The organism is Daejeonella sp. (assembly GCF_036405355.1).
In the GTDB taxonomy this organism is placed as follows: domain Bacteria; phylum Bacteroidota; class Bacteroidia; order Sphingobacteriales; family Sphingobacteriaceae; genus Daejeonella.
This window is the reverse complement of the sequence record NZ_DASWXT010000028.1, coordinates 14,356-36,891: the sequence shown is the minus strand read 5'-3', so window position 1 is coordinate 36,891 and position 22,536 is coordinate 14,356. Positions and strand designations below refer to the sequence as shown.

General features: G+C 39.0%; 21 protein-coding genes. 11 read left to right on the top strand and 10 right to left on the bottom strand.

Annotated elements, in window-relative coordinates:
• Positions 1–28 precede the first annotated feature (28 nt).
• The 4 genes from VGE44_RS03295 (at position 29) to hemN (ending at position 4,763) form a co-directional block, all read left to right on the top strand.
• Complete coding sequence (locus tag VGE44_RS03295; protein WP_331076333.1) at positions 29–1,216, top strand: PAS domain-containing sensor histidine kinase; 1,188 nt, start codon at positions 29–31, stop codon at positions 1,214–1,216.
• Positions 1,217–1,222: 6 nt separating this feature from the next.
• Positions 1,223–2,290: a response regulator gene (locus tag VGE44_RS03290; protein WP_331076332.1), complete on the top strand. Its 1,068-nt coding sequence runs from the start codon at positions 1,223–1,225 to the stop codon at positions 2,288–2,290.
• A 79-nt stretch (positions 2,291–2,369) separates the two neighbouring features.
• Positions 2,370–3,374 carry a 2-hydroxyacid dehydrogenase gene (locus VGE44_RS03285; protein WP_331076331.1) on the top strand — a complete coding sequence of 335 codons (1,005 nt, stop codon included), beginning with the start codon at positions 2,370–2,372 and terminating at the stop codon, positions 3,372–3,374.
• Positions 3,375–3,398: 24 nt separating this feature from the next.
• Complete coding sequence (gene hemN, locus VGE44_RS03280; protein ID WP_331076330.1) at positions 3,399–4,763, top strand: oxygen-independent coproporphyrinogen III oxidase; 1,365 nt, start codon at positions 3,399–3,401, stop codon at positions 4,761–4,763.
• Positions 4,764–4,915: 152 nt separating this feature from the next.
• Here hemN and VGE44_RS03275 read toward each other — a convergent pair whose 3' ends face one another.
• Genes VGE44_RS03275 through ccoG form a run of 3 tightly spaced genes read right to left on the bottom strand, consistent with a single transcriptional unit; the run spans position 4,916 to position 7,535 of the window.
• Positions 4,916–5,674 carry a sulfite exporter TauE/SafE family protein gene (locus VGE44_RS03275; protein ID WP_331076329.1) on the bottom strand — a complete coding sequence of 253 codons (759 nt, stop codon included), beginning with the start codon at positions 5,672–5,674 and terminating at the stop codon, positions 4,916–4,918.
• 42 nt (positions 5,675–5,716) lie between these two features.
• Positions 5,717–6,139: a FixH family protein gene (locus VGE44_RS03270; protein ID WP_331076328.1), complete on the bottom strand. Its 423-nt coding sequence runs from the start codon at positions 6,137–6,139 to the stop codon at positions 5,717–5,719.
• 1 nt (position 6,140) lies between these two features.
• Positions 6,141–7,535 (bottom strand): cytochrome c oxidase accessory protein CcoG, encoded by a 1,395-nt coding sequence (gene ccoG / locus VGE44_RS03265; RefSeq protein WP_331076327.1) that lies wholly within the window; start codon positions 7,533–7,535, stop codon positions 6,141–6,143.
• A 262-nt stretch (positions 7,536–7,797) separates the two neighbouring features.
• Between ccoG and VGE44_RS03260 the strand changes: the two genes are divergently transcribed.
• From VGE44_RS03260 to VGE44_RS03240, 5 genes are all read left to right on the top strand, one after another.
• Positions 7,798–8,805, top strand: coding sequence for a PEP/pyruvate-binding domain-containing protein (locus tag VGE44_RS03260; protein ID WP_331076326.1), 1,008 nt, complete (start codon positions 7,798–7,800; stop codon positions 8,803–8,805).
• Positions 8,806–8,812: 7 nt separating this feature from the next.
• A complete protein-coding gene (locus tag VGE44_RS03255) occupies positions 8,813–9,541 on the top strand; it encodes a TIGR00730 family Rossman fold protein (protein ID WP_331076325.1) in 729 nt (242 codons plus the stop codon).
• A gap of 59 nt (positions 9,542–9,600) precedes the next feature.
• Positions 9,601–10,233 (top strand): YceI family protein, encoded by a 633-nt coding sequence (locus VGE44_RS03250; protein ID WP_331076324.1) that lies wholly within the window; start codon positions 9,601–9,603, stop codon positions 10,231–10,233.
• Positions 10,234–10,336: 103 nt separating this feature from the next.
• Complete coding sequence (locus VGE44_RS03245) at positions 10,337–11,947, top strand: L,D-transpeptidase family protein (protein ID WP_331076323.1); 1,611 nt, start codon at positions 10,337–10,339, stop codon at positions 11,945–11,947.
• 167 nt (positions 11,948–12,114) lie between these two features.
• Complete coding sequence (locus VGE44_RS03240) at positions 12,115–12,732, top strand: hypothetical protein (RefSeq protein WP_331076322.1); 618 nt, start codon at positions 12,115–12,117, stop codon at positions 12,730–12,732.
• Between the two features lie 198 nt (positions 12,733–12,930).
• Here VGE44_RS03240 and VGE44_RS03235 read toward each other — a convergent pair whose 3' ends face one another.
• The gene (locus tag VGE44_RS03235; protein WP_331076321.1) at positions 12,931–13,065 is read right to left on the bottom strand and encodes a hypothetical protein; all 135 of its coding nucleotides are present in this window, start codon (positions 13,063–13,065) and stop codon (positions 12,931–12,933) included.
• A 143-nt stretch (positions 13,066–13,208) separates the two neighbouring features.
• On the opposite strand from VGE44_RS03235, the gene VGE44_RS03230 reads away from it, so the two are divergent.
• Together VGE44_RS03230 and VGE44_RS03225 are read left to right on the top strand one after the other, a co-directional pair.
• Positions 13,209–13,592, top strand: coding sequence for a GreA/GreB family elongation factor (locus VGE44_RS03230; protein WP_331076320.1), 384 nt, complete (start codon positions 13,209–13,211; stop codon positions 13,590–13,592).
• A gap of 93 nt (positions 13,593–13,685) precedes the next feature.
• Positions 13,686–13,865: a hypothetical protein gene (locus VGE44_RS03225; protein ID WP_331076319.1), complete on the top strand. Its 180-nt coding sequence runs from the start codon at positions 13,686–13,688 to the stop codon at positions 13,863–13,865.
• 110 nt (positions 13,866–13,975) lie between these two features.
• Here VGE44_RS03225 and VGE44_RS03220 read toward each other — a convergent pair whose 3' ends face one another.
• The 6 genes from VGE44_RS03220 to VGE44_RS03195 form a co-directional block, all read right to left on the bottom strand.
• Positions 13,976–14,845 (bottom strand): cbb3-type cytochrome c oxidase N-terminal domain-containing protein, encoded by an 870-nt coding sequence (locus tag VGE44_RS03220; RefSeq protein ID WP_331076318.1) that lies wholly within the window; start codon positions 14,843–14,845, stop codon positions 13,976–13,978.
• Between the two features lie 4 nt (positions 14,846–14,849).
• A complete protein-coding gene (locus VGE44_RS03215) occupies positions 14,850–15,017 on the bottom strand; it encodes a hypothetical protein (protein WP_331076317.1) in 168 nt (55 codons plus the stop codon).
• Between the two features lie 29 nt (positions 15,018–15,046).
• Positions 15,047–17,176: a cytochrome-c oxidase, cbb3-type subunit I gene (ccoN, locus tag VGE44_RS03210; protein ID WP_331076316.1), complete on the bottom strand. Its 2,130-nt coding sequence runs from the start codon at positions 17,174–17,176 to the stop codon at positions 15,047–15,049.
• Between the two features lie 83 nt (positions 17,177–17,259).
• Complete coding sequence (ccoS, locus tag VGE44_RS03205) at positions 17,260–17,418, bottom strand: cbb3-type cytochrome oxidase assembly protein CcoS (RefSeq protein WP_331076315.1); 159 nt, start codon at positions 17,416–17,418, stop codon at positions 17,260–17,262.
• Positions 17,415–19,817 (bottom strand): heavy metal translocating P-type ATPase, encoded by a 2,403-nt coding sequence (locus VGE44_RS03200; protein ID WP_331076314.1) that lies wholly within the window; start codon positions 19,815–19,817, stop codon positions 17,415–17,417. The genes ccoS and VGE44_RS03200 overlap by 4 nt, the downstream gene beginning before the upstream one ends.
• Before the next feature lie 99 nt (positions 19,818–19,916).
• Entirely contained in the window at positions 19,917–22,421 is a 2,505-nt protein-coding gene (locus VGE44_RS03195; RefSeq protein WP_331076313.1) for a cation-translocating P-type ATPase, read from the bottom strand.
• Positions 22,422–22,536: the final 115 nt, after the last annotated feature.

The following is a 22,536-nucleotide window of genomic DNA, read 5'->3' as shown; positions in this document are numbered from 1 at the left end:
TTTATATTCAAAAGACTATTTTTGCTATATGACTGATAAAGGCGCATTATTACATGCTATCATTGAAAATGCGATTGACGGAATCATTACAATCGATCAGCGCGGATTAATTGAGTCAATAAATCCTTCGGCCTGTGCCTTATTTGGCTATACAATTGAAGAGGTTACTGGTAGGAATGTTTCTATGCTGATGCCTCAGCCTGATAGAAGTCAGCATGATGAATATATTGCACGGTATCAGCGGACAGGTACCCCTCATATCATAGGTATGGGGCGTGATGTAAATGGCTTGAAGAAGGATGGTACTTTATTTCCTTTCCGTTTGGCAGTAAGTGAGGTAAAGTATTCAGGAAGGACTATTTATACCGGGTTTATTCATGACCTGAGCAGAGAAAAAGAAGCTGAGGCTCAGATATTGCATTATGCCTCACAACTCGAAAAATTAGTTGAAGATCGTACAAATTCACTTCAGAAGTCTGTAACAGAACTCCAGGTGGCCAAAGAAACGGTAAGTAAATCTCTCGAAAAGGAAAAGGAACTCAATCAATTGAAAAGTCGCTTTGTCTCTATGGCTTCCCATGAATTCCGAACACCACTTAGTTCCATACAATTATCTGCATCATTGATTGAAAAGTATAAACTTCAGGATGATGGAGCCAATATTTCAAAGCATGTAAGTAAGATTAAAAATTCAGTCGGTAATTTAACAACAATTCTGGATGATTTTCTGTCTCTCGAACGCCTGGAGGCAGGAAAAGTTGAAACAGCTTTTTCGAAGTTTGATATTGTAAAACTTTCTGAAGAGATTACTGAAGAGATGCAAATGATGGCTAAAAAGGATCAGAATATCATTTATCAGCATACCGGGCTGCATAGCACAGTGTTGCTGGATCAGAATTTGCTTCGGAACTGTATCATCAATTTAATTTCTAATGCCATCAAATATTCGGGTGAGAATACTTTCATTGAATTCAATACTGAACTTTCGGAAAAGGAATGTATTGTTACAGTCAGAGATAATGGAATTGGCATACCTGAAGCAGATCACAAACATTTATTTGAACCGTTTTTCAGGGCCAACAATACCGGAAATATTCCGGGTACAGGTCTTGGGCTTAATATTATCATGCGTTATGTTAATTTGATGGGTGGAAAGGTTAGTTTTACAAGTCTGCCTAAGCAGAAAACAATTTTTACCCTAAATTTCCCACAGTAAAATTCTATGAAGAAGAAAATTCTAATAATCGAAGATAACGAGGATATCAGGGATAGTTCTGTTGAAATTCTGGAACTTGCCGGTTATGAAGTTTTGCAAGCAGATAATGGTAAAATAGGAGTTGAGCTGGCGCAGCAGCATATTCCGGATATGATACTCTGTGATATAATGATGCCTGAACTGGATGGTTATGGTGTTTTATATCTCTTGTCAAAAAATAGGGAAACCTCTAATATCCCCTTCATTTTTCTCACAGCAAAAGCTGAAAGGGCTGATATGAGGAAAGGTATGGACATGGGTGCTGATGATTATCTGACAAAGCCTTTTGATGACATGGAATTACTGAATACCATTGAGTCGCGCTTTCAGAAAAAGGAAAAAATAGAAGCTTTTTACAGCAAATCGTTTGAAAGTCTCCAGCTACTGACAAACCAGAATCAGGGTCAGGGTCTTGATGAATTGAAAAAAATTATCGCCGACCGTAAGGTTAAGCAGGTCAGAAAAAAGCAGATCATTTATTACGAAAGTGATGCTATTACAGGCATTTATTTAATACTTAGCGGTAGGGTGAAGGCGGTTAAATTAAGTGAAGACGGGAGAGAGTTGGTTACAGGAATGTATGGACCGGATGAATATCTGGGAATTCAGGCCATGCTTTCCGGAGATCATTATAATGAAACTACTGAAGCTGTAGATGATACTACAATATGCCTTCTTCCTAAGGATACAGTAAAGCAGCTTCTTGATACCTATACAGATATTGGTCAGAAATTTATAAAGGTGCTCTCCAGTAATCTGATTGAGAAGGAGGAACAATTACTTCAGCTCGCCTATCACTCAGTACGGAAACGAATGGCCGAGATCCTGATCCGACTAGCAAAGCAGCAAAACACTTCCGAAAATTCTGAAGCCCAGATCCGCATCTCAAGAGAAGACCTTGCATCAATGGCAGGCATGGCTACAGAAACAGTTAGCAGAACCCTGAGCGATTTTAAAGATGAAGGAATCATCGAAAAGAAAGGTAGTGTGATTGATATCATCGATTTTTCCAAGCTCCATAAAATGAAAAACTGATAAAGATCATTTTTCTTTATGACATCTCTCATTACGAAACCTTATTCCTAAAAGTACTTTTGGAATAAATGTTTTATTAATGAAAGTTGTTGCCTATAGTGTCAGAGAATTTGAGAAGGAATTTGTAGCCCGTGCAAATCAAAAACAACACGATATTACACTTATTTCTAATTCCCTAAGCCTTGAAACTGCGGTATATGCACAAGGAAAAGAGGCTGTTGTGGTATCAACCCAGGATGATCTTTCAGAGGAGGTAATCGAAAAACTGGCAGATCTGGGCGTTAAATATATCACCACCCGTTCGGTGTCCACCGATCATATTGACAGGGTAGCTGCAGGTAAAAGAAATATCAAACTGGCGAATGTGCCGTCTTATTCCCCTGCGGCAGTATCAGAATACACTCTGATGCTTGCTCTTTCTTTAGGCCGAAAGATCATCTCCACAGTGAACAGTGGCCGTGAATTTGATTTCAGGATTGATCAGCATATAGGTTTCAATTTTAAAGGGAAAACTGTAGGAATTGTTGGCCTTGGAGCGATAGGAAAAGCAACTGCCACGGTTTTTAGAAGCCTGGGCTGTAAAATCCTTGGCCATGATAGTAGTCCGGTTCCAAATCCGGATGGTATTGAGGAAGTTAGTTTTGAGCAGCTTTTGGAAGAGTCAGATATTATATCTCTTCATATTCCTTTAACTCCCGAAACAAAACATATCATTAATATGCAGAGTATTTCTAAAATGAAGAATGGAGTGATGCTGATTAATACCAGCAGAGGCGGATTAATTAAATCGGAAGATCTGATTAAGGCATTAAAGACCGGTAAGATCGGCTGGCTCGGCCTGGATGGATATGAATTTGAGAAGGATATGTTCTACTCTGATCACCGTGCAGATCGTGTCAAAGATCCGATCCTGGAGGAATTGTTATCATTTCCGAATGTGATAATTTCACCTCATCAGGCATTTTTGACTAAAGAAGCACTTCAGGAGATTGCAAATCTGATCATTAAGAACCTGGATAACTGGCAGGCCGGCAAATGTTCTGGCAAGGCATGTGTATGTGCGGATGGCTGCTCAAAACGCTGAAATACTAGACTCAAACTACCAATTATGAATACCCAGAATCTGATTAATAAATACCACGTGGCAGCTCCGAGATACACCAGTTATCCAACTGTCCCTTATTGGAATACCGATGTTCCTGATATCAGTCAATGGAAGGAGTCTGTTAAATTTTCGTTCGATCAAAGTAATTCCGGAAATGGAATAAGTTTGTATGTGCATTTACCTTTCTGCGAAAGTCTCTGTACTTATTGCGGCTGCAATACCCGGATTACCCGCAATCATCAGGTGGAAGATCCTTATATTAAGGCAGTTTTGAAAGAATGGGCATTGTACAGAGAGGTATTTGCAGATAAACCTAAAATCAGGGAAATTCACCTGGGTGGAGGTACACCAACTTTTTTTGCCGCTGAAAACCTGAAGCTTCTCATAAATGGTCTGACTGCGGATGCCGATTTACATCCTGATGCGGAATTTAGTTTTGAAGCTCATCCCAATAATACCGGAGAAGACCATCTAAGAACTTTATATGATTTGGGCTTTCGCCGCCTGAGCCTTGGAATACAGGATTTTGATCCAAAGGTGCAGAAAATAATCAATCGCATGCAAAGCTTTGAACAGGTAAAAGCTGTAACTGATCTGGCAAGAGAGATTGGGTATACTTCAATCAATTTTGATCTGATCTATGGATTGCCGCTCCAAACTTATGAAGGTTTGGGTGATACGATCTTTCAGGTTGAGAAACTGATGCCAGACCGTATTGCATTTTATAGCTATGCCCATGTACCATGGATTAAACCCGGACAAAGGAGTTTTACAGAGGCAGATCTTCCATCAGTAGATGATAAGCAACGCTTATATGAATTAGGTCGTCAGATGTTTACTTCAATGGGTTATGAAGAAATAGGCATGGATCATTTCGCACTCATTACCGACAGTTTGTTCAAGGCTGAACATTCAGGAGAACTTCATCGGAATTTTATGGGCTATACCCACCAATACACACAATTGATGGTAGGTCTTGGGGTTTCATCAATAAGTGACAGCTGGTTTGCCTTCGCACAAAACGTTAAAAAGGTAGAAGATTATCTTAAATTGGTGAACAATGGAAATTTGCCCGTTTTCAAAGGACATCATTTAACAGAAGAAGATCTGATTATCCGGAAGCATATCTTAAATCTGATGTGTAAAGGGAAAACAAATTGGGATATAAACGAACCTTTGACTGATGCTATGGTTTCCGGACTGGAACGCGCTAAAACACTTCAGGAGGATGGATTGCTAATTATCACTGATCATGGTTTAATTGTAACACCACTCGGAAAACGATTCCTTAGAAATATCTGTATGGCCTTTGATGCTCACCTCTGGGCCAGCCAACCCGAAACGCAGTTGTTTAGTATGGCGGGCTGATTCCGGGTCAAGGCCAATGTCATTAAGCTAAGTGGCAGGAGGTTCTGGCCTTCGCCAGAACCGATAGTTATCAGTTGACAATGCATTTTTTAATAATGGAGGAGATCCTGACGAAAGTCAAGATTGTAATCCTTAACTTAAGGACATTGGGGTTAAGTCAGAAATGACGGAATTTTACTTACACTGCAGATTTGATTCTTGTCATTGCGGGTCAAGCCCGCAACTGAACAAACCTCAACCCCCGTGTCCATTTTTGGTGGACTCAGATATGGAATATCCAGGTTAAATCCCCTCAACACGAACCAAAAACCTAATATAAGCATGAAAAATGGAATTGCCTTATTGATCCGGCGGCGGAATAACGGGCCTGCAAATCCCGTACTGATCATAGCAAGCATCATAAGGGGTAGAGTGCCGATACCAAACCAGAACATGTATTGAGCAGAAGCTATAACACTGCCGGTATTAAGTGCGCCTGCCATAGCCAGGTAAACAAATCCGCATGGTAAAAAACCGTTCAGTATTCCAACCATCAGGTGTCCCGATTTATGCTTCAGGGCATACCCAAGTAATTTGTTGAATGATTGTACAAAGCCTGAGAACCAAACTCCATTGCCTAAGGACAGTTTGAGAATTCTGGATGTTGCTGCAAGAATGATGAAAACACCGGTTAATATGCTGATTGTTTGTTGCATTCCGGCTAACCAGAGCTGCCGTCCGGCAAGCCCGATGAGTACACCCAGCAAGGTGTAAGTTATAGTTCGCCCCAGATTATAAATCAGCTTATCGAAGATTATCAGCCAGCGCTGCTCATGAATGCTTGGAACTGCAAAGGCCAATGGTCCGCACATCCCTATACAATGGATGCTGCCGAATAGTCCGGTGAAAAATGCAAGTTCGTTATAATTCATTTAAGCCCAACTCTCTAAATTCATACTAAAATCGTCTGAATGTCAATTGATTATAATGCTCTTGTCGTACATGTAAGATTTTCCATTGCTTTTCCATTCAAGCGAAACTTTCCAATGTCCTTTTCTGAAGCTATCAAGTGGAATTCCTACCTGATTGCCTGCGCCTGAATTAATGTTCATTGTACTGTCTTTTGTTTTATCGGATGGATGTAAAAAGCGGATACTTCCTATAGCCGGGCTTTTGAAAATGATCGTCAGCTGGTCATTTACACTAATCTCAGGCTCAGCCTTGTCTTCAATAAGCTGAGTTTTACGCGCATAATCCTTATCGTATTCAATACCCTTTTCATAGTAATTAGTATCCACAAGGTCGTCTGAATCACTTCTGATCATTAAAACTGCCAGCGTGATAATAAAGGACATAAATAATGCCATTCCTATTACAAGTTTTGTTCCCCAGTTCATCCTATTCGCTTGGTGGTGCTATGAAATTTGTTTTAATCCTATCGATCAGTTTTCCTTCAGACCAAATTTCTATCCCGATCTCTGATTTGTATTTACTGACACTTTTTTGTGGCCTTAATACAAAAAAGGTAACTTTTATACTGCTTCCCATTTTGATTTCATCCTCTTTTCTGATATACTGAATTTTTGTATCAGGATCGATAGGTCTCATTTCAAATTTAACCATTTTTGTGGTCTTGTTAACCAGTTCGGCATTATATAAATTACTCACTGTCCCATTATCCCTTAATTGATAAAGTGTTCCTCCGGCACGCAGAACAGTTGTTTCGATATCGCTTCTGCTAATGAGCATGAAACTCAAAACAGAAAATAAAATAAGTAATACTACAGAATAAGCATACACTTTCCGGCTAAGCTTAAACGGAGATTTGGTTTTAATCTGATCCTCTGACATAAAACCTATAAGTCTTTTAGGACGATTTATCTTTTCCATCACCATGTCACATGCATCAATACAGGCCGTACAGTTGATACATTCAAGCTGGGTACCATTACGGATATCTATTCCTGTTGGACAAACATGTACACAAACCTTACAATCTATGCAATCACCTAAATGCTCCTGTTCTGAGTTTTTAAGTATTTTACCTCTTGGCTCGCCTCTCTCATAATCATAAGCTACAATTATACTTTGATTGTCAAGTAACACCCCCTGTAGTCGTCCATAAGGGCAGATCACAGTACAAACTAATTCTCTTAAATATGAAAAGACAACATAAAAGACCATAGTAAAAATCAGAATGGAGATAAATCCGCTTATATGCTGCCCTAATGGTTCTGACATGATCTTTATCAGTTCATCAGAGCCAATAATATAGGCCAGAAAAATATTCGAAATCAGAAAAGAAATGAAAATAAAGATAGAGTGCTTGGCAGCTTTTTTAGCAACTTTTTCAAAACTCAGTGGTGCCTGATTCAGTTTTTGCTGATGTATCCAGTCCCCTTCAATCCAGTTCTCAATTTTCCGGAATACCATTTCCATAAAAATGGTTTGAGGACATGCCCAGCCGCACCATACCCGCCCAAAGATGGCTGTAAACATCACTATGAAAACCATAAAGGTTAACAAAGCCAGAACGAACAGATAGAAATCCTGGGGCCAGAAAATGATTCCGAAAAAGACAAATTTCCGTTCTATTACATTTAAAAGAATCATCTGCTCGCCATTGATCTTTATAAAGGGTGAACTGAACAGAAGTGCCAGAAGCATATAACTTACAATGTCCCGATACTTGTATAGTGTCCCTTTTACAATCTGGGGATACATCCATTTCCTCTTATTACCGGTATCGGTAATTGTTGGAATGTGATCTCTGAAATTTTGTGGTTCAGCCATTTTAATTAATTAGTGTTAATCTGAAACGTACAGCAAACGTTACAGAACAGGATTTTTGATGATGCAAATGTCTTTTTAATTACTGTGTAAAAGTTTAAATATTATTGTTATCAGAGTATGACTTAGATCATTATAATTGATAATAGCTATCATTAATATAAAGCAGCAAAGCATGCATTTTCGTGTAGTGAGATTCCTGTTTTATAAATTTAGGTAGATTCACTAAAGGAAGCCTGAATATTGAATAAAATAATTAAAGATTATGAAGGATTATATTCTGAGACTTAAAACGATTACAATTGCTGATAATGAGGAGGTTGGATCAAAAAATGCTTTTTTGGGCGAAATATTTACTCAGAAAGCACTTGGAAATATAAGGGTATCTGATGGTTTCGCTATTACTGCTTCAGCCTACCGCCATTTTATAGCTTATAATAAGCTCGACGGAGTTCATGATCAGTTAATTTCAGGGATAGACAAATCTAATCCTATTAGTATTTCAGAGATTGGAAAGCAGGCAAGGGATTTGATTATGGGTGCCAGGATCCCCGGCGATCTCTATGATAGAATACTGCTCGCATATCGGGAGCTACTGCAAGATTCTGATGATGGGCTGGCGATAAGAAGCAGCCCTGTTGAGGATAATTCATTATCGATCAGGACAAAAGATAAATACGACACTTTTCTAAATGTAAAAGGAGAAAAACAGTTGTTCAGTTCAGTAAAGAAATGTTTTGCCTCATTGTATTCTGATCAGGCCCTGATTGACGACCCTGATCGAAAGGACCGAGTAATCTCTGTTGGCGTGCAAAAAATGATCCGTGCAGATCAGGCTTGTTCAGGGTATGCTTATACATCAGATCCCCAGAGTGGTTTTGTGGATGTTATACATGTTTCAGGAATTTGGGGAATTGGATTTAAAAATGCTGAGCAGTTGCTTAATCAGGATGAGTTTATTGTTTACAAGCCAAACCTTAGTATGGGTGTTAATTCTATCATTCAGAAGAAGCTTGGAACAAAGAGTCATATGATGGTTTATAAAGATAGTGGAGATACCACTAGTCTGATCGAAAAGGAAACAAGCTCTGAACTACGGAGTAAATTTATACTTAATGATGAGGAAATTCTTACTATTGCAAATTGGGGTATAATTCTTGAGAACTATTATAATAGTCCGATGAGTTTGGAATGGGCTAAGGATAGTTCCAGTCAGGATTTGTTTTTGCTTCAGGCAAAACCTGAAAACTTCAAAAAATTAAAGACATATTAAGTTTAGCATGACAAAATCCGAAATTAAATTCCTTGGTGGCCCGCAATCCCGTAGAAAAGAACTGTTGTTCACATTTGATATTTTCTTTCAGTTTATTAAAGGGTTCAGGGCGCTGCATTTTATAGGACCCTGTATAACAGTCTTTGGATCTGCAAGGTTTAAAGAAGATCATGAGTTTTATAAGCTAACCAGAAAAGCTTCAGCGGAGTTTGCCAAACTGGGATTTACAATTATGACAGGAGGTGGTCCGGGTATAATGGAAGCTGCAAACCGTGGAGCTAAAGATGTAGGCGGACGTTCAGTAGGTTGTAATATTCAGCTTCCTATGGAACAGGGTGTTAATCCTTATTGTGATAAATGGGTTGAGATTAAGCATTTCTTTGTTCGGAAAGTGATGCTTATAAAATATTCCTTTGCCTTTGTGGTGATGCCGGGTGGCTTTGGTACACTCGACGAGTATTTTGAGGCAATTACCCTTATTCAAACAAAGAAGATCAGGAATTTTCCGGTGATTATCTTTTGTAAGGAATTTCACCAGAAATTAATTGAGCACAATCAGATGATGAAGGAGATGGGAACCATCTCTGCTTCGGATATGGAACTTTATTTGGTGACCGATTCCATTGAAGAAGCCGTAGAATTAATAAAGGAAAACAGTATTAAACGTTATGGACTGAAACCTGAGGAAAAAATCCGGCCTTTTGGATGGTTATTTGAATCAAGGTTTAGGTTCTAAGCGTTTTCTCTACAATATTTTATTATCTGTATTTAACAGATTTTTTTAAAAAATAAGAAATGAAGGCAATCATTAATTTAAACAAATATGGGTTCAGACAGCTATTTTTTAGCTTTTTGTTCCTGTTTTCAAGCGCGTTTGTTTTCGGCCAGCAACAAACCTTTGTTTATCACTCAGGTGAGATTGAGGTAAGTGGTTATACCAATAATTATAACTGGAAAATGAAAACGGATAGCGTGGTATGCAAAGCCCTGATTACACTTCATAACAGACAGTTAAAAGCAATTGATAATTTAAATTTCACTGTTCCTGTACAAAAATTAAGCAGCCCGAATACCTATATGGACAGGATTGCTCACAGAACCCTGAAATCCTATCCATTTGATAAAATTTATTTCAAATATGTCAAATCCGAAATCCAACCATGGGATGACAAGGATCAATATCTGGTTAAAGCCACTGGAAACCTAACTATTGCAGGAGTGACTCAGTCAATCAAAATGGATCTTATTGCCACAGTCATAAAAGATGGTACGATTACTTTCTCAGGAACTCATAAATTGAAACTCAGCACCTACCAGGTAGTGCCTAAAAAGACGTTGATGGGAACCTTAAATACAAGTGATGATGTAACTGTTAACTTTGTTATCGGGGTCAAACCCCTGATGTTATCTTCAGTATCCGGCAGATAAGTTGTTATTTGCCTACTAAGGACTTCGATTCGAATAGATTACATATATATATATATCAGAAATAATGAATTTTAATATCCCGACCTATCTGTTTTTATATATAATGATTTCACTTCTCCCTTTTCAGGGATGTGGTCAGGACAGGAAGAATGCAGAAAAAAATTCTATAGACTCATTGAGGAACAGGGACCTGAATGAATGGAGCAAAAGTATTCCAGGTAGTTTTAGTTCGCAAACAAATTCCAAATTTGATAGCCTTGAGATAGCTGTTTTTTTAAAGAAATACCCTAAGTTGAAAAAGTATGAAAAGAACGTCAGTACTTTTTACAGTCATAGAAATATGGCCTTTGCATGGTTCGATAAGGAAGGCCTGATCGAACATGCTTCAAGCTTCACTGACCGGATGAGAAACCTTCAGTACGATGGTGTAAATAAGGAACTTCCTTATGCACAAGTGCTTGATTCCCTGATCTATGAAAGCAGTTTGGAGAAGGTTTCTGATGAAACTGTTTTGAACCTCGAGCTTATGCTTACAGCCCAATATTTTGCTTTTGCAGATATTGTTTGGGATGGAATGGATCAAAGTGTTTCCAGTAAAGTGGATTGGAATCTTCCAAGAAAAAGAGTTTCATATGAAGAATTTCTTGACAGCATTCTTGAGACTGCTCCTGAACAAATAAAGGAACTTAAACGGCCGGTAAACAGGCAGTATGGACTTTTGAGAAAATTTCTTCAAAAGTACAGTGAACTGGATGAGACTGGGAAATGGTTCGAAATTAAGGCTGTAAATAAGTCATTAAGACCTGGAGATAGTTCTGTTGTTGTTGTTCAGATTAAGCAAAGACTTAATGATCTTGGCGATCTTAAAATTAATGATGGTGGCCGGATCTATGATTCAGAACTCGAAAAGGCGGTGAAGAGCTTTCAGCAAAGGCATGGACTAAAGGATGATGGGGTTGTTGGAAAGACCACGATAGCAGAGATGAATGTACCATTTAAACAAAGGATTAAACAATTGATGGTCAACATGGAGCGAAGCCGCTGGGTGCCTGTCAGCCTTAACAGTGATTATCTGGTCGTAAATATTCCTGAATTTAAATTACATGTGAACAGTGGTGATAAATTGTTATGGAGCTGCAATATTGTAGTGGGTAAACCGATTCATAAAACAGCGGTTTTCAGTGGGAAACTTAAATATGTTGTTTTCAGTCCGTATTGGAATGTTCCCAAAAGTATTGTGATAAATGAAGTACTAAAAGATATGCGTCGCGATCGTAATTATCTTGAAAAGCATAATATGGAGATTACAGGTTACAGGGATGGAATCCCGGAGATCAGGCAGAAGCCGGGACCTGACAATTCTCTGGGGCTTGTGAAATTCCTCTTCCCGAACAGTTATAATATGTATTTACACGATACACCCGCGAAGTCATTGTTTAATGAAAGCAGCAGAGCTTTTAGTCATGGCTGTATGCGAATTCAGGAACCTTTTAAACTTGCTCAGTTCCTTCTTAAAAATGATCCCTACTGGGATGATGAAAAGATTAATGCTGCTATGAATGCGGGAACAGAGCGGACAGTCACTCTTAATGAGGGAGTACCCGTATTCATAGTATATTTCACAGCCTTTGTCGACAGGGATGGGAGGATCAATTTCCGTAAGGATATTTATGAAAGAGATGATCGTCTTGCAGAAATGATGATGATAAAGTAGGTAATGTTTCGGAATTTCCGTTTTGTTTAGATATTGTCGTCAGGGTTTAAAAATTCGCCCTCCTTGTAACACTTTTCTTAAAAATCTCGTCTTATTAAATAAACCTGCCGGTATTCCGGGTGCTATGGTGCATGCAGGTTGGTTAAATATATTGAATTCTTATCGCCATGATTTTTATTGATAGAAAGTTCCTTTTAATTTTATTAGCTGGTTATAGTATTTTTTCAGGTTCCTGTAAAAAGGCAAAGCATATTGAACCTGAACCAATTGTTGAGAGCAATGTTATTTTCAATGAATTTACTGAGCCCCTCGTTTTGAGTCAGCCGGGCACAAAACTCCTCCTTGATCTGGATAAAGATGGAACAAATGATCTTGCATTCAGGCTGACTGTTCTTCCTGAAAATCTAATGACCACTTATTTTTATTTTGCTGAACCATTGAATGGGAGTGTGCAACTTGTTTCCACTGGGCTTCTGGATGCTTATGCATTTTCATCCAATGCCGAAATATATGATATCATACCTGCTACCGATTCAAAGCGTTGGTCGGGAAGCAATGGCATTCTTTTGGAGAAGTATGTATATCAGTCGGATATGCAAAGAATAGGAATGTTTAATGGCAGCCGTAAATTATACCTTGGTGTAAGAATCAAAAAAGCTCAGAACTTCCATTATGGATGGGTTGAAATAAAGCATGATGAGCGTTTGGATATTGACAGGATTGTTATTGCAGGAACAGGGCTTTATAAATTGTCTGACCGAGCAATCAAAGCCGGTATGCATTGATACTTTTAGGGGAAATAGACTTGAATATCATTTTCCTGTAAAGGTTTTTGTTATACCCAGGATTATCTGCCACTAAATCTTTTAGCCATCTTTTTAATGCTATATTTGAAATCATCAGAACCTTTGGGTTTTATTATGGATGAATCTACAAAGATATACAGTGTTAAAATGCTACGTGTTGCAAACCGCATACAGGTTTTATATTTGTCGTGCATTCTTCATAATAGAGATAATTTCCCAACAGGTTATTCCTTCCAGATAAGTAGTAAAGACTTCATTTCCTAAGCCCCGGTCTGTACGGATCGGGGCCATCCGGCCTATTCTTAATTTCATTCAGGTTTTTCACGTTTGAGTTTACTCATCGAAGATTTAGTCCTGATGTTTTTTTTCAGACTCAATATTGTTTTTTGCAATTAATCCTGATCTGAGGTCGGATATTTCAAAGCGATTTAATGAATAATTTTTAATAGAATTTAATGGAAACTACAAAAATAAGTCTTTCAAAAGGTGTTTTCGGACTTATAAAAGATCACCTAAAGTCAAATAATAAATTGTCAGAGTATAACAGATCAAAGCTGGAATATGAATTGAAATACGCAAATATAATTCCTGCAAAAAGTATTCCTGAGAATGTTGTAAGTATAAATACCAGTGTCCAGGTCAGGGATACCGAAACTTTAGAGTTACTGAGTTTTGGCCTTGTTGCACCTTCAGAAGCTAAAATAAAAAACAATAAGGTTTCAATTCTTTCAGCAATCGGTCTTGCTCTGCTTGGTTATGGGGTAGGAGATGATGTTAGCTGGGAAATGCCCGAAGGAATGAAAACATATAAAATAGAAAAGGTATCAGGTATTGACTAATGAATACAGCAGGAAGCAATTGCTTCCTGCTGTATTTGGTTTCCAATAAGCTTAACCTAAAAAATTGAAAATTTTAACTTAAGAATTTTAACAATGAAACTTATATGTCCGGAGCACGGTGGAACAATCGAGATTGTAGGAGCCCATATTTCCAATACAAAAGATCTGAAAATTGAGAATTTTGTCGCTGAATGCCCTGTTTGCGATGAAGAGGTGATAATCAACGGAGTTTTTGATTACGATGAGGATGGAATCCCGAGGCAGATAATATAATTTCTGAATCTTAAACTCTCTGCAAAACAATCAGAATGATTGGAATACCAAAAATAGAAAACCCGGATTCCTAATAGAATCCGGGTTTTTGCTGAATATAAATGCTTCGTTTATAATTTTACACCCTGTGGAGCTTTTGGGTTAGGTGGATTTGTACCCTGAAGGCTCAGGATAAAATTGGATACATCCGAGGTTTGTTTCGGTGTCAGCGTTTTTTCCCATGATATCATCCCTTTTTCAGGCACACCGTATTTAATGGTCTTGAAAATCGCATTCACCGTTCCACCATGAATCCAGGAATCATCTGTCAGATTTGGGCCCACAGTTCCTTCACCCAGTGCTCCGTGGCAGGCAATACAATTCTGTGTGTATACTGCTTTGCCGGCTGCAATTATTCCAGCATCCGTACTTGCTTTCACACTATTTTCATCAATGGCTTCACCTGATTTTGCCAGTACTGCCGCCTTGGCAACCTCAGCTGCCTTCATCTCAATGGCATATTCTTCATCCTGAAGCGGGCTCCATTCAAAAACATGATAATTAAGGAGATAAACTACCGCAAAAATGATGGTGGCATAGAATAAACCCATAAACCAGGCGGGTGTTGGATTGTCGAGTTCAACAATACCATCGAATTCATGATCCATCATGATATCCTTTTCCTCAGAAATTGGTCTCAGACCCATTAGCTTTGCCCAGATACTCTGGCTGGTCTTTTCTGAGGCTTCCCATTCTGAATACTCCAGCATTCGTGCAGGTTCTTCAACCGGCAACAATGCCGGATTCTTTATCTCATTTGCCATAACCTTTACAGTTTTGAGCAGTACCAGAGAAACAATCAGGAAAAGAAGTGCGATCAGAAATAGTATCACAACTACTTCTGAAAAAGTATTCCCTGAACCTTCACTGGCAGGTGTTTCGGCAGCCCATAATGGACAGGAAGTTAACAGGATTGCGATTGTGTAAATCAAACGTTTCATAATTCTATGCTTTATCTTCATTTAAAGGGAGCTCACTCATATAACTGACGTGTTTTTTATTCATTGTGAAAAGCATTACAGTGACCACAAGAAAAAACACTAAAAATATTCCGAGCGAGGTGATCAGATAGACATCTGCGCCCAATGATTTATCTATAAATTGTTTGAACATATCTTTTGTATTTAGTTTTATTATTTTACCTATTGGTTTGAACCTGTACCGCCTGCTTTGATATCAGTACCAAGCCTCTGTAGATAAGCAATGATCGCTATGATCTCCTTATCGCTTTGAACCTTGATATTGTCTATTGCCAGGTTAGCAGCAATTGCATCTGCCTGAGCCTTGAGGTCTGCGTTTGCTTTTAGCTCATAACCCTCCTCATAAGGAACTCCAAGAGTGCGCATGGCGTTAATCTTAGCAACTGTAGTCGATGTATCAAGAGTCTGATCAATCAGCCATGGATATGGAGGCATGATACTTCCTGGCGACATTGTTGTCGGGTCCAGCAGGTGGTTGAATTGCCATGCATTAGAATATTTACCTCCCTCTCTGTGCAAATCAGGCCCGGTACGCTTAGAACCCCATAAGAACGGATGATCATATACAAATTCGCCGGCTTTACTGTATTCGCCATATCGCTCAGTTTCTGAACGGAATGGCCTCACCATTTGTGAGTGACAGCTTACACAACCTTCGCGGATATAAATATCCCTGCCCTGTAATTCAAGTGGACTATATGGTTTGACACTTGCAATAGTAGGTATGTTGGACTGGATCATAAAGGTTGGCATCATCTCAACCATACCCCCAATCAGAATCACAATCAGCGATAGTACCAGGAAATACATTGGTTTGCGTTCGAGTGAACGGTGCCAGGTTTTCTCACCACTTCCAGGAGTGAAAGCTGTTTCCAATGCCATTGCTTCGGCCGGCTCATCAGCTATTAATTGCCCGCTGGCGGCTGTTTTGATCAGGTTATAGCACATTACTATAACACCGGTAAGGTATAGTCCTCCTCCGATTGCTCTGAACATATGCATTGGCAGGAGCTGCAATGTAGTTTCCAGGAAGTTAGGGTATTTTAACAAACCTTCAGGTGTAAACTCTTTCCACATCAATCCTTGTAAAAATCCTGACAGATACATAGGTATTGCATAGAAGAGGATACCTAGCGTACCTATCCAGAAGTGGAATGCAACCAGTTTTTTGGAGAATATCTCGGTCTTGTAAATTCTTGGAATCAGCCAGTACAGAATGGCAAAGGTTAAGAATCCGTTCCATCCTAAAGCACCTACGTGTACGTGTGCTACAATCCAGTCGGTAAAGTGTGCGATCGCGTTTACCTGCTTAAGTGAAAGCATTGGACCTTCAAATGTAGCCATACCATAGGAGGTAATACCTACAACCATGAATTTCAGATTGGTATCTTCACGAACCTTATCCCATGCACCTCTCAGGGTTAATAAACCGTTGATCATACCACCCCAGCTAGGTGCAATCAGCATGATTGAGAAAGCAACACCAAGAGATTGTGCCCATCCCGGAAGGGAAGAATACAGCAGGTGATGCGGACCGGCCCAGATATAAATGAAAATTAATGACCAGAAGTGAAGTATACTTAATTTATAAGAATAAACCGGGCGCTGAGCCATTTTTGGGAGGAAATAATACATCATTCCCAGATATGGTGTTGTGAGGAAAAACGCTACAGCATTATGTCCGTACCACCATTGTACCAGGGCATCCTGTACACCGGCATACAAATAATAACTTTTGAAAGCTGAGATTGGTAACTGAAATGAATTCACAATGTGAAGTACAGCAACGGTTACGAACGTGGCGATATAAAACCATATAGCCACATACATGTGCCGTTCACGACGTTTGATAATTGTACCAAACATGTTAATACCGAAAACAACCCAAATTAGGGTTATGGCAATATCAATCGGCCATTCGAGCTCGGCATATTCATGCGATGTGGTTAGGCCCAGCGGCAGAGTAACGGCTGCAGCCACAATAATTAGTTGCCATCCCCAGAAGTGGATATTACTCAGTGTATCACTGAACATCCTAGTCTTAAGGAGTCGCTGCATGGAATAATAAACTCCCATGAAAATCCCGTTTCCAACAAATGCAAAGATTACTGCATTGGTGTGTAATGGGCGGATACGGCCAAAAGTAGTGTACTGATTGCCAAGGTTCATGTCCGGACTAAATAATTGCAGTGCAATCAGTAATCCGACAGTCATTCCAACAATACCGAATACAACGGTGGCTATTGCGAAATTCCTTACAATTTTGTTGTCATAGTTGAATTTTTCAAGCATAAGTACGTTTTTATTTATAGTGTAAAATTAAAGAGCTCAGGTGACAATCATGTGACATAACTTATTCAAAAAAATGATCCTTATCACTTATTTTCATTTGGGATATCGTCATCAAATAATATTCTAACTCCGGGGGTATAGGTATCATCATTCTGACCATTTTTCATAGCCCAGAAAAATGCAATCAAAAAGATCAATGCAAGTAATACGCTGCAACCGATAAGGAAATAGAGGATGTTCATATCAATTTATTTTTTCGCGCAAACAAATGGGTTGCGATACTTGTGAATGAAATAATAGTTACTGTGCTTAAAGGCATTAATATTGCCGCAAAAAGGGGTGATAATAAACCCTGAACCGCAAAAAATAAGCCGATTACATTATAGGTTAATGATATGCCGAAACTGATATGAATAACTTTTACGGCATCTTTTGCTTGTTGAATAAACCTTGGAAGTTTTTCAAAACCAGCTCCATCAAGTATCGCATCACAGCCAGGGGAGAAGTTGTTGATATTATCAGTAACTGCAATACCCAGATCACTTTGCTTCAGAGCACCAGCATCATTCAAACCATCGCCCAGCATCATTACTTTTTTATTGTCCAGCTGAAGTGCTTTTATGTAATCAAGTTTATTCTGCGGACTCTGTTTAAAATGCATCTGATTTTCCCATGGGAATGCCGGAAGCAGGAATTCACGTTCAGTATCCTGATCTCCTGATAATAGATGCATACCAAGTGATTTACTCAATTTACCAAAGAGTTCTTTTAATCCCGGACGCCATCTTTGTCTGAAACTGAAATACCCGGCGTAATGATCGTCTATCTGAATATAGACGGTCCCGGTATCAGTTCTAACAGAATTTATATTTAAAAATGAAGCGCTGCCGATTCTAATCAGCTTATTTTTGACTATTCCTTCAATTCCTTTACCAGGGATTTCTTTATAAAAACTAACCGGGAAATATTCGTTTATCTTAATCCATTTTACCATTTCCCTGCTTAGTGGATGTCCAGAGTTACGGGCAAGGGAGCTGATCAGGCACTTTTCTTCATAATTCAAATCTCCTTCAAAACTGATTTTGAAACCCTCCGGAGCCGTGATAGTTCCTGTTTTGTCAAAAACAAGCGTGTTAATACGTGCCAGTTGTTCAACTACCGCTGTATTTTTGAGATAGAATTTATTCCTGTCAAAAATGCTAAGCACTGCCGATAATGTAAAAGGAGAACTCAGAGCCAGGGCACAGGGACAAGCAATGATCAGTACTGCAGTAAATGATTCCCATGCTTTTATATTCTCCCCGTTAATCCACCAGAATGCTGCTGCGCCGAACGCAATGAGCAGCAGTACAACACTAAAATAGCGGCTTACTGTATCACTGAAGGTATCTATCTTTTTTCTCTTCCCTTCAAAAGCCTCATTATTCCAAAGGCTTGTCAGATAGCTCTGAGAAACGGGTTTGATCACCTCCAGTTCGATGGCTTCATTAATCTGACGTCCGCCGGCATAAACTACCTCACCTAATACCTTCTGTACAGGCGAAGATTCTCCGGTAACGAAACTGAAATCTATTAAAGCATCGCCCTTCATCAATATGGTGTCGGCGGGAATCACCTCATTATTCCTAATCAGGATCCTGTCGCCGATCTTAAGTTCATCCATAGGAATGGGTTTTTCGGTATCCCCAGTTAGAAGAGTTACCGCAACCGGGAAATACGACCTGTAATCGCGCTCAAAAGATAGATGATGATAGGTGCGCTGTTGTACCCAACGGCCAATCAGCAGGAAGAATACAAGTCCGCATAAAGTATCCACGAATCCGGCACCAGTACCAATTACAATTTCAAATACCGATCGTATAAACATGATCGCGATACCTAGAGCAAGTGGGAAATCAAGATTTAATACTTTATTCCTCAGATTTTTCCATGCCGAGACGAAATAATCACGGCCACTGTAAAACACCACCGGGATTGCAAATACGAGGTTTAGCCATCCGAAAAAGGACTTAAACTGATGCTCAAAACTCGCAAGCCCGAAATATTCCGGAAAGCTCAAAAGCATCACATTCCCAAAGCAAAAACCTGCAACTGCAATTTTTTTGATCAGATCTCTGTCAGAGACCTTGTTTTGTTCCTTCACCACATCCTGTAAACTAATTACAGGTTCGTATCCTATTGAGCTTAGCATGATCACCAATTCCCTTAATGAGAATTCATGATGCTTAAATGTAATACTGACCTGCTTTTTCAGAAAGTCGATACGGGAACTGACAATGGAACTGTTTATTTTGTAAAGATGCTCGAGCAGCCATAAACAGGAACTGCAATGAATAGCCGGAATGTACAGCGTGATGATACTGATTGTGTCATCGGTGTAGTCGACTAAAGCACCGGCAATCTTTGGTTCATCCAGGTAATCATAATGGGATAATTTATCACTTTGCGTTTTACCTGGGGTATTGTTATAAGCGTAGTAATTACAGAGCTGATTTTCTGAAAGGATCTGATAAACACTCTGACAGCCAATACAACAGAATTCTTTTTCATCAAAATGATACTGCTCATCTGGACAATCATTTCCACAGTGATAACACTGTGTTAATGCCTCAGTTTCAGCTTGTGGACTTAAATTATTCATGCATTCAAAAATGATGTCTAATTCTTTGCTTTGAAATGACTCCGATTATACTATTGCGTGATCGGTATCACTAATTTTATCTGTGTATTAGTATTATTATTAAACAGCCTGCACTTGCATTCTTCTCTTTATAAATTTAACTATTTCTATCCACATTACACCTGCAAATGCTGCAAGCAGACAATAACTAAAATCAAAGGCCTGAAGCGGCACAAACTGAAATATATTCTGGAATGTGGTAAAATAGATTGAAAGCAGCAGAATGATCAATGAAACACTTAGTATCAAAGGAATCAGGATGTTTTTGTATTGTATAGTTGTCAGAACAGAATAATAAAATGACCTGTTGGAGAGGGTAAGGAAAATATTGCTCAGTATTAAAGTACTGTATATTATGGTCCTCACCTCAGTTATAGTATGATCATTTTCCATGTAATAATAACCAAGGCCAAGGCAAGCCCCTGTAATGACAAGCCCTTGTATAATGCTCATTGATAGCTCATTAAATGAGAAAAAACTGGTGCTGAGTTTTCGTGGAGCTTTGTTCATCGAATCGGGTTCAATAGGCTCATTTTCAAAAATTATAGAGCAGGTTGGCCCCATGATCAGTTCCAGAAAGATTACATGAACAGGTGTAAAGATATTGGTGTATTTCCAGAATAATAATAAAGGAACAGTAACGATAAGAATGATTGGGATATGGATAGAAATGATATACTGAATAGCTTTTTTAAGGTTTTCATAAATTCTTCTTCCAATGGCGATCGCTTCGACCATATGGGAGAGATCATCATCGACCAGGATAAGGGAAGAAGCCTGCCGGGCAACTTCTGAACCCTTTTTGCCCATAGCTATACCGATATGAGCCGATTTCAGGGCTAAACTGTCGTTCACGCCATCTCCAGTCATTGCAACTACATGACCTTTCTGTTTCAGCGCATCAATAATCCTGAGTTTCGCTTCTGGAAACATTCTTGTAAAAATATTACAGGTGTCAGCCGCCTTCAGAACTTCCTCATCACTCATATTGATCAGGTCTTTTCCTTCAAGTGTATTTTCTGCATCCCTGAACCCACATTGTTTCGCAATTGTAGATGTTGTCAATGCATTGTCGCCCGTAATAATTTTAACCAAAATTCCTGCATTGTAGAATTGCTTAAAAACATTTTCGATGTTATGCTTTGGAGGATCATAAAATGCAAGCAGGCCAATAAAAGTAAATTCGAAATCCTGTTGATTTTCAGGGAACGAATCGCCTTCGAACTGCGTCCGTGCTACTCCCAGTATTCTGTATCCTTTTAGAGCAAGTTCTTCAGTTTTCTTTTTGATCTTTTCTTTTTCAGCCTTTTTCAGCCCTGATATCTCCATGATTTGCTCAGGTGCACCTTTTGCTGCTATGATGCGGTTCCCATCCTTATTCTCAAACAAATGGGTCATCATTGGAGGTTGTCCTCCGAGCGGGTATTCATGAATCATTTTGTATTTGGGTCTTTCGTCAGTTTTGACATGCTCTTTATAAAATTCATGTAAAGCGATCTCCATAGGGTCGAAAGGAACCGGTTCAGATGCCCACATGCCAAATTCTGCCGCTTCATTCAGTGATTTCTGTTCACTCAGATCTTTGTCAGTTAAAATTTCATCTGTTTTGTAAATGTAAACGGCTGTCAGTTCCATCCGGTTTTCAGTAATCGTGCCGGTTTTATCAATACAAATTACAGTGGAGGCACCCAGTGTTTCTACTGTATTAAGACCTTTGACCAATATGCCGGTTTTTGATAATTTCCATGCACCAAGGGCCATGAATGTTGTAAAAGCAACCGGGATCTCTTCCGGCAGGATTGACATAGCTAATGTTAATGCGCTTAACAGACTTTCCAGAAATTGATTAGTCTGGTAAAAATTGATTCCAAGGACAAGTAAAAAACAGACGAGCCCGACCAACGTCATTGATTTGACAAAACTCAGGATCTGTTTGTATAAAGGCGGTTTTTCTGTCTTGATGGTTTTTGCAAGGGCTGCCAGTTGAGCTGCCCGGCTTTCGGCGCCTGTTGCTGTTACTTGATATACCGCAAGTCCTGATACAGCCACTGTGCCCTGAAAGACTTTATTATTATCTTTATTTGTGTTCTTACTAACCGCTAAGGATTCTCCGGTAAGCATCGCTTCATTCACCGCAAAATCATTGCAATGAACAATAATTCCGTCGGCGGCCAGCAGAGAGCCTTCTTCTGATATGAGAAAGTCCCCGTTCACAATTTCCTCAGACCTGATTTCTTTTACTTCGTCATCACGGATTACTTTTGTCTTTGTTGCTGTCAGTACCTCAAGCAGGGATAATGCTTTGCGGCTTCGGTAGGTCTGGAAGAATGAAATCGCAGAAACAAGGATGACGGCTGACATCAGAAAGATCGCTTCTGAAAACTCTCCAAGAAGCAGGTAGACTGCGGCCGAAGCAATCAATAAGATGAATATGGGTTCAAGAACCGTTTCTTTCAGTATAATAAGGAATTCGCTATGTTCTGAATCCTTGTGTATATCATCTTTTTTTCTTGCACTTACTTCTTCACTGCTTAGTCCTTTAAATGGGAATGGATTGTTTGACAAGTTTGATAATTTTAGCGTTAAATTTCTGTTGATAAATTAGTCATTTTCATTTAAAAATTTTATCAATATGGATAAGTTATCACCAATCTCATCAGCAAAAGGAAAAATGATAAAA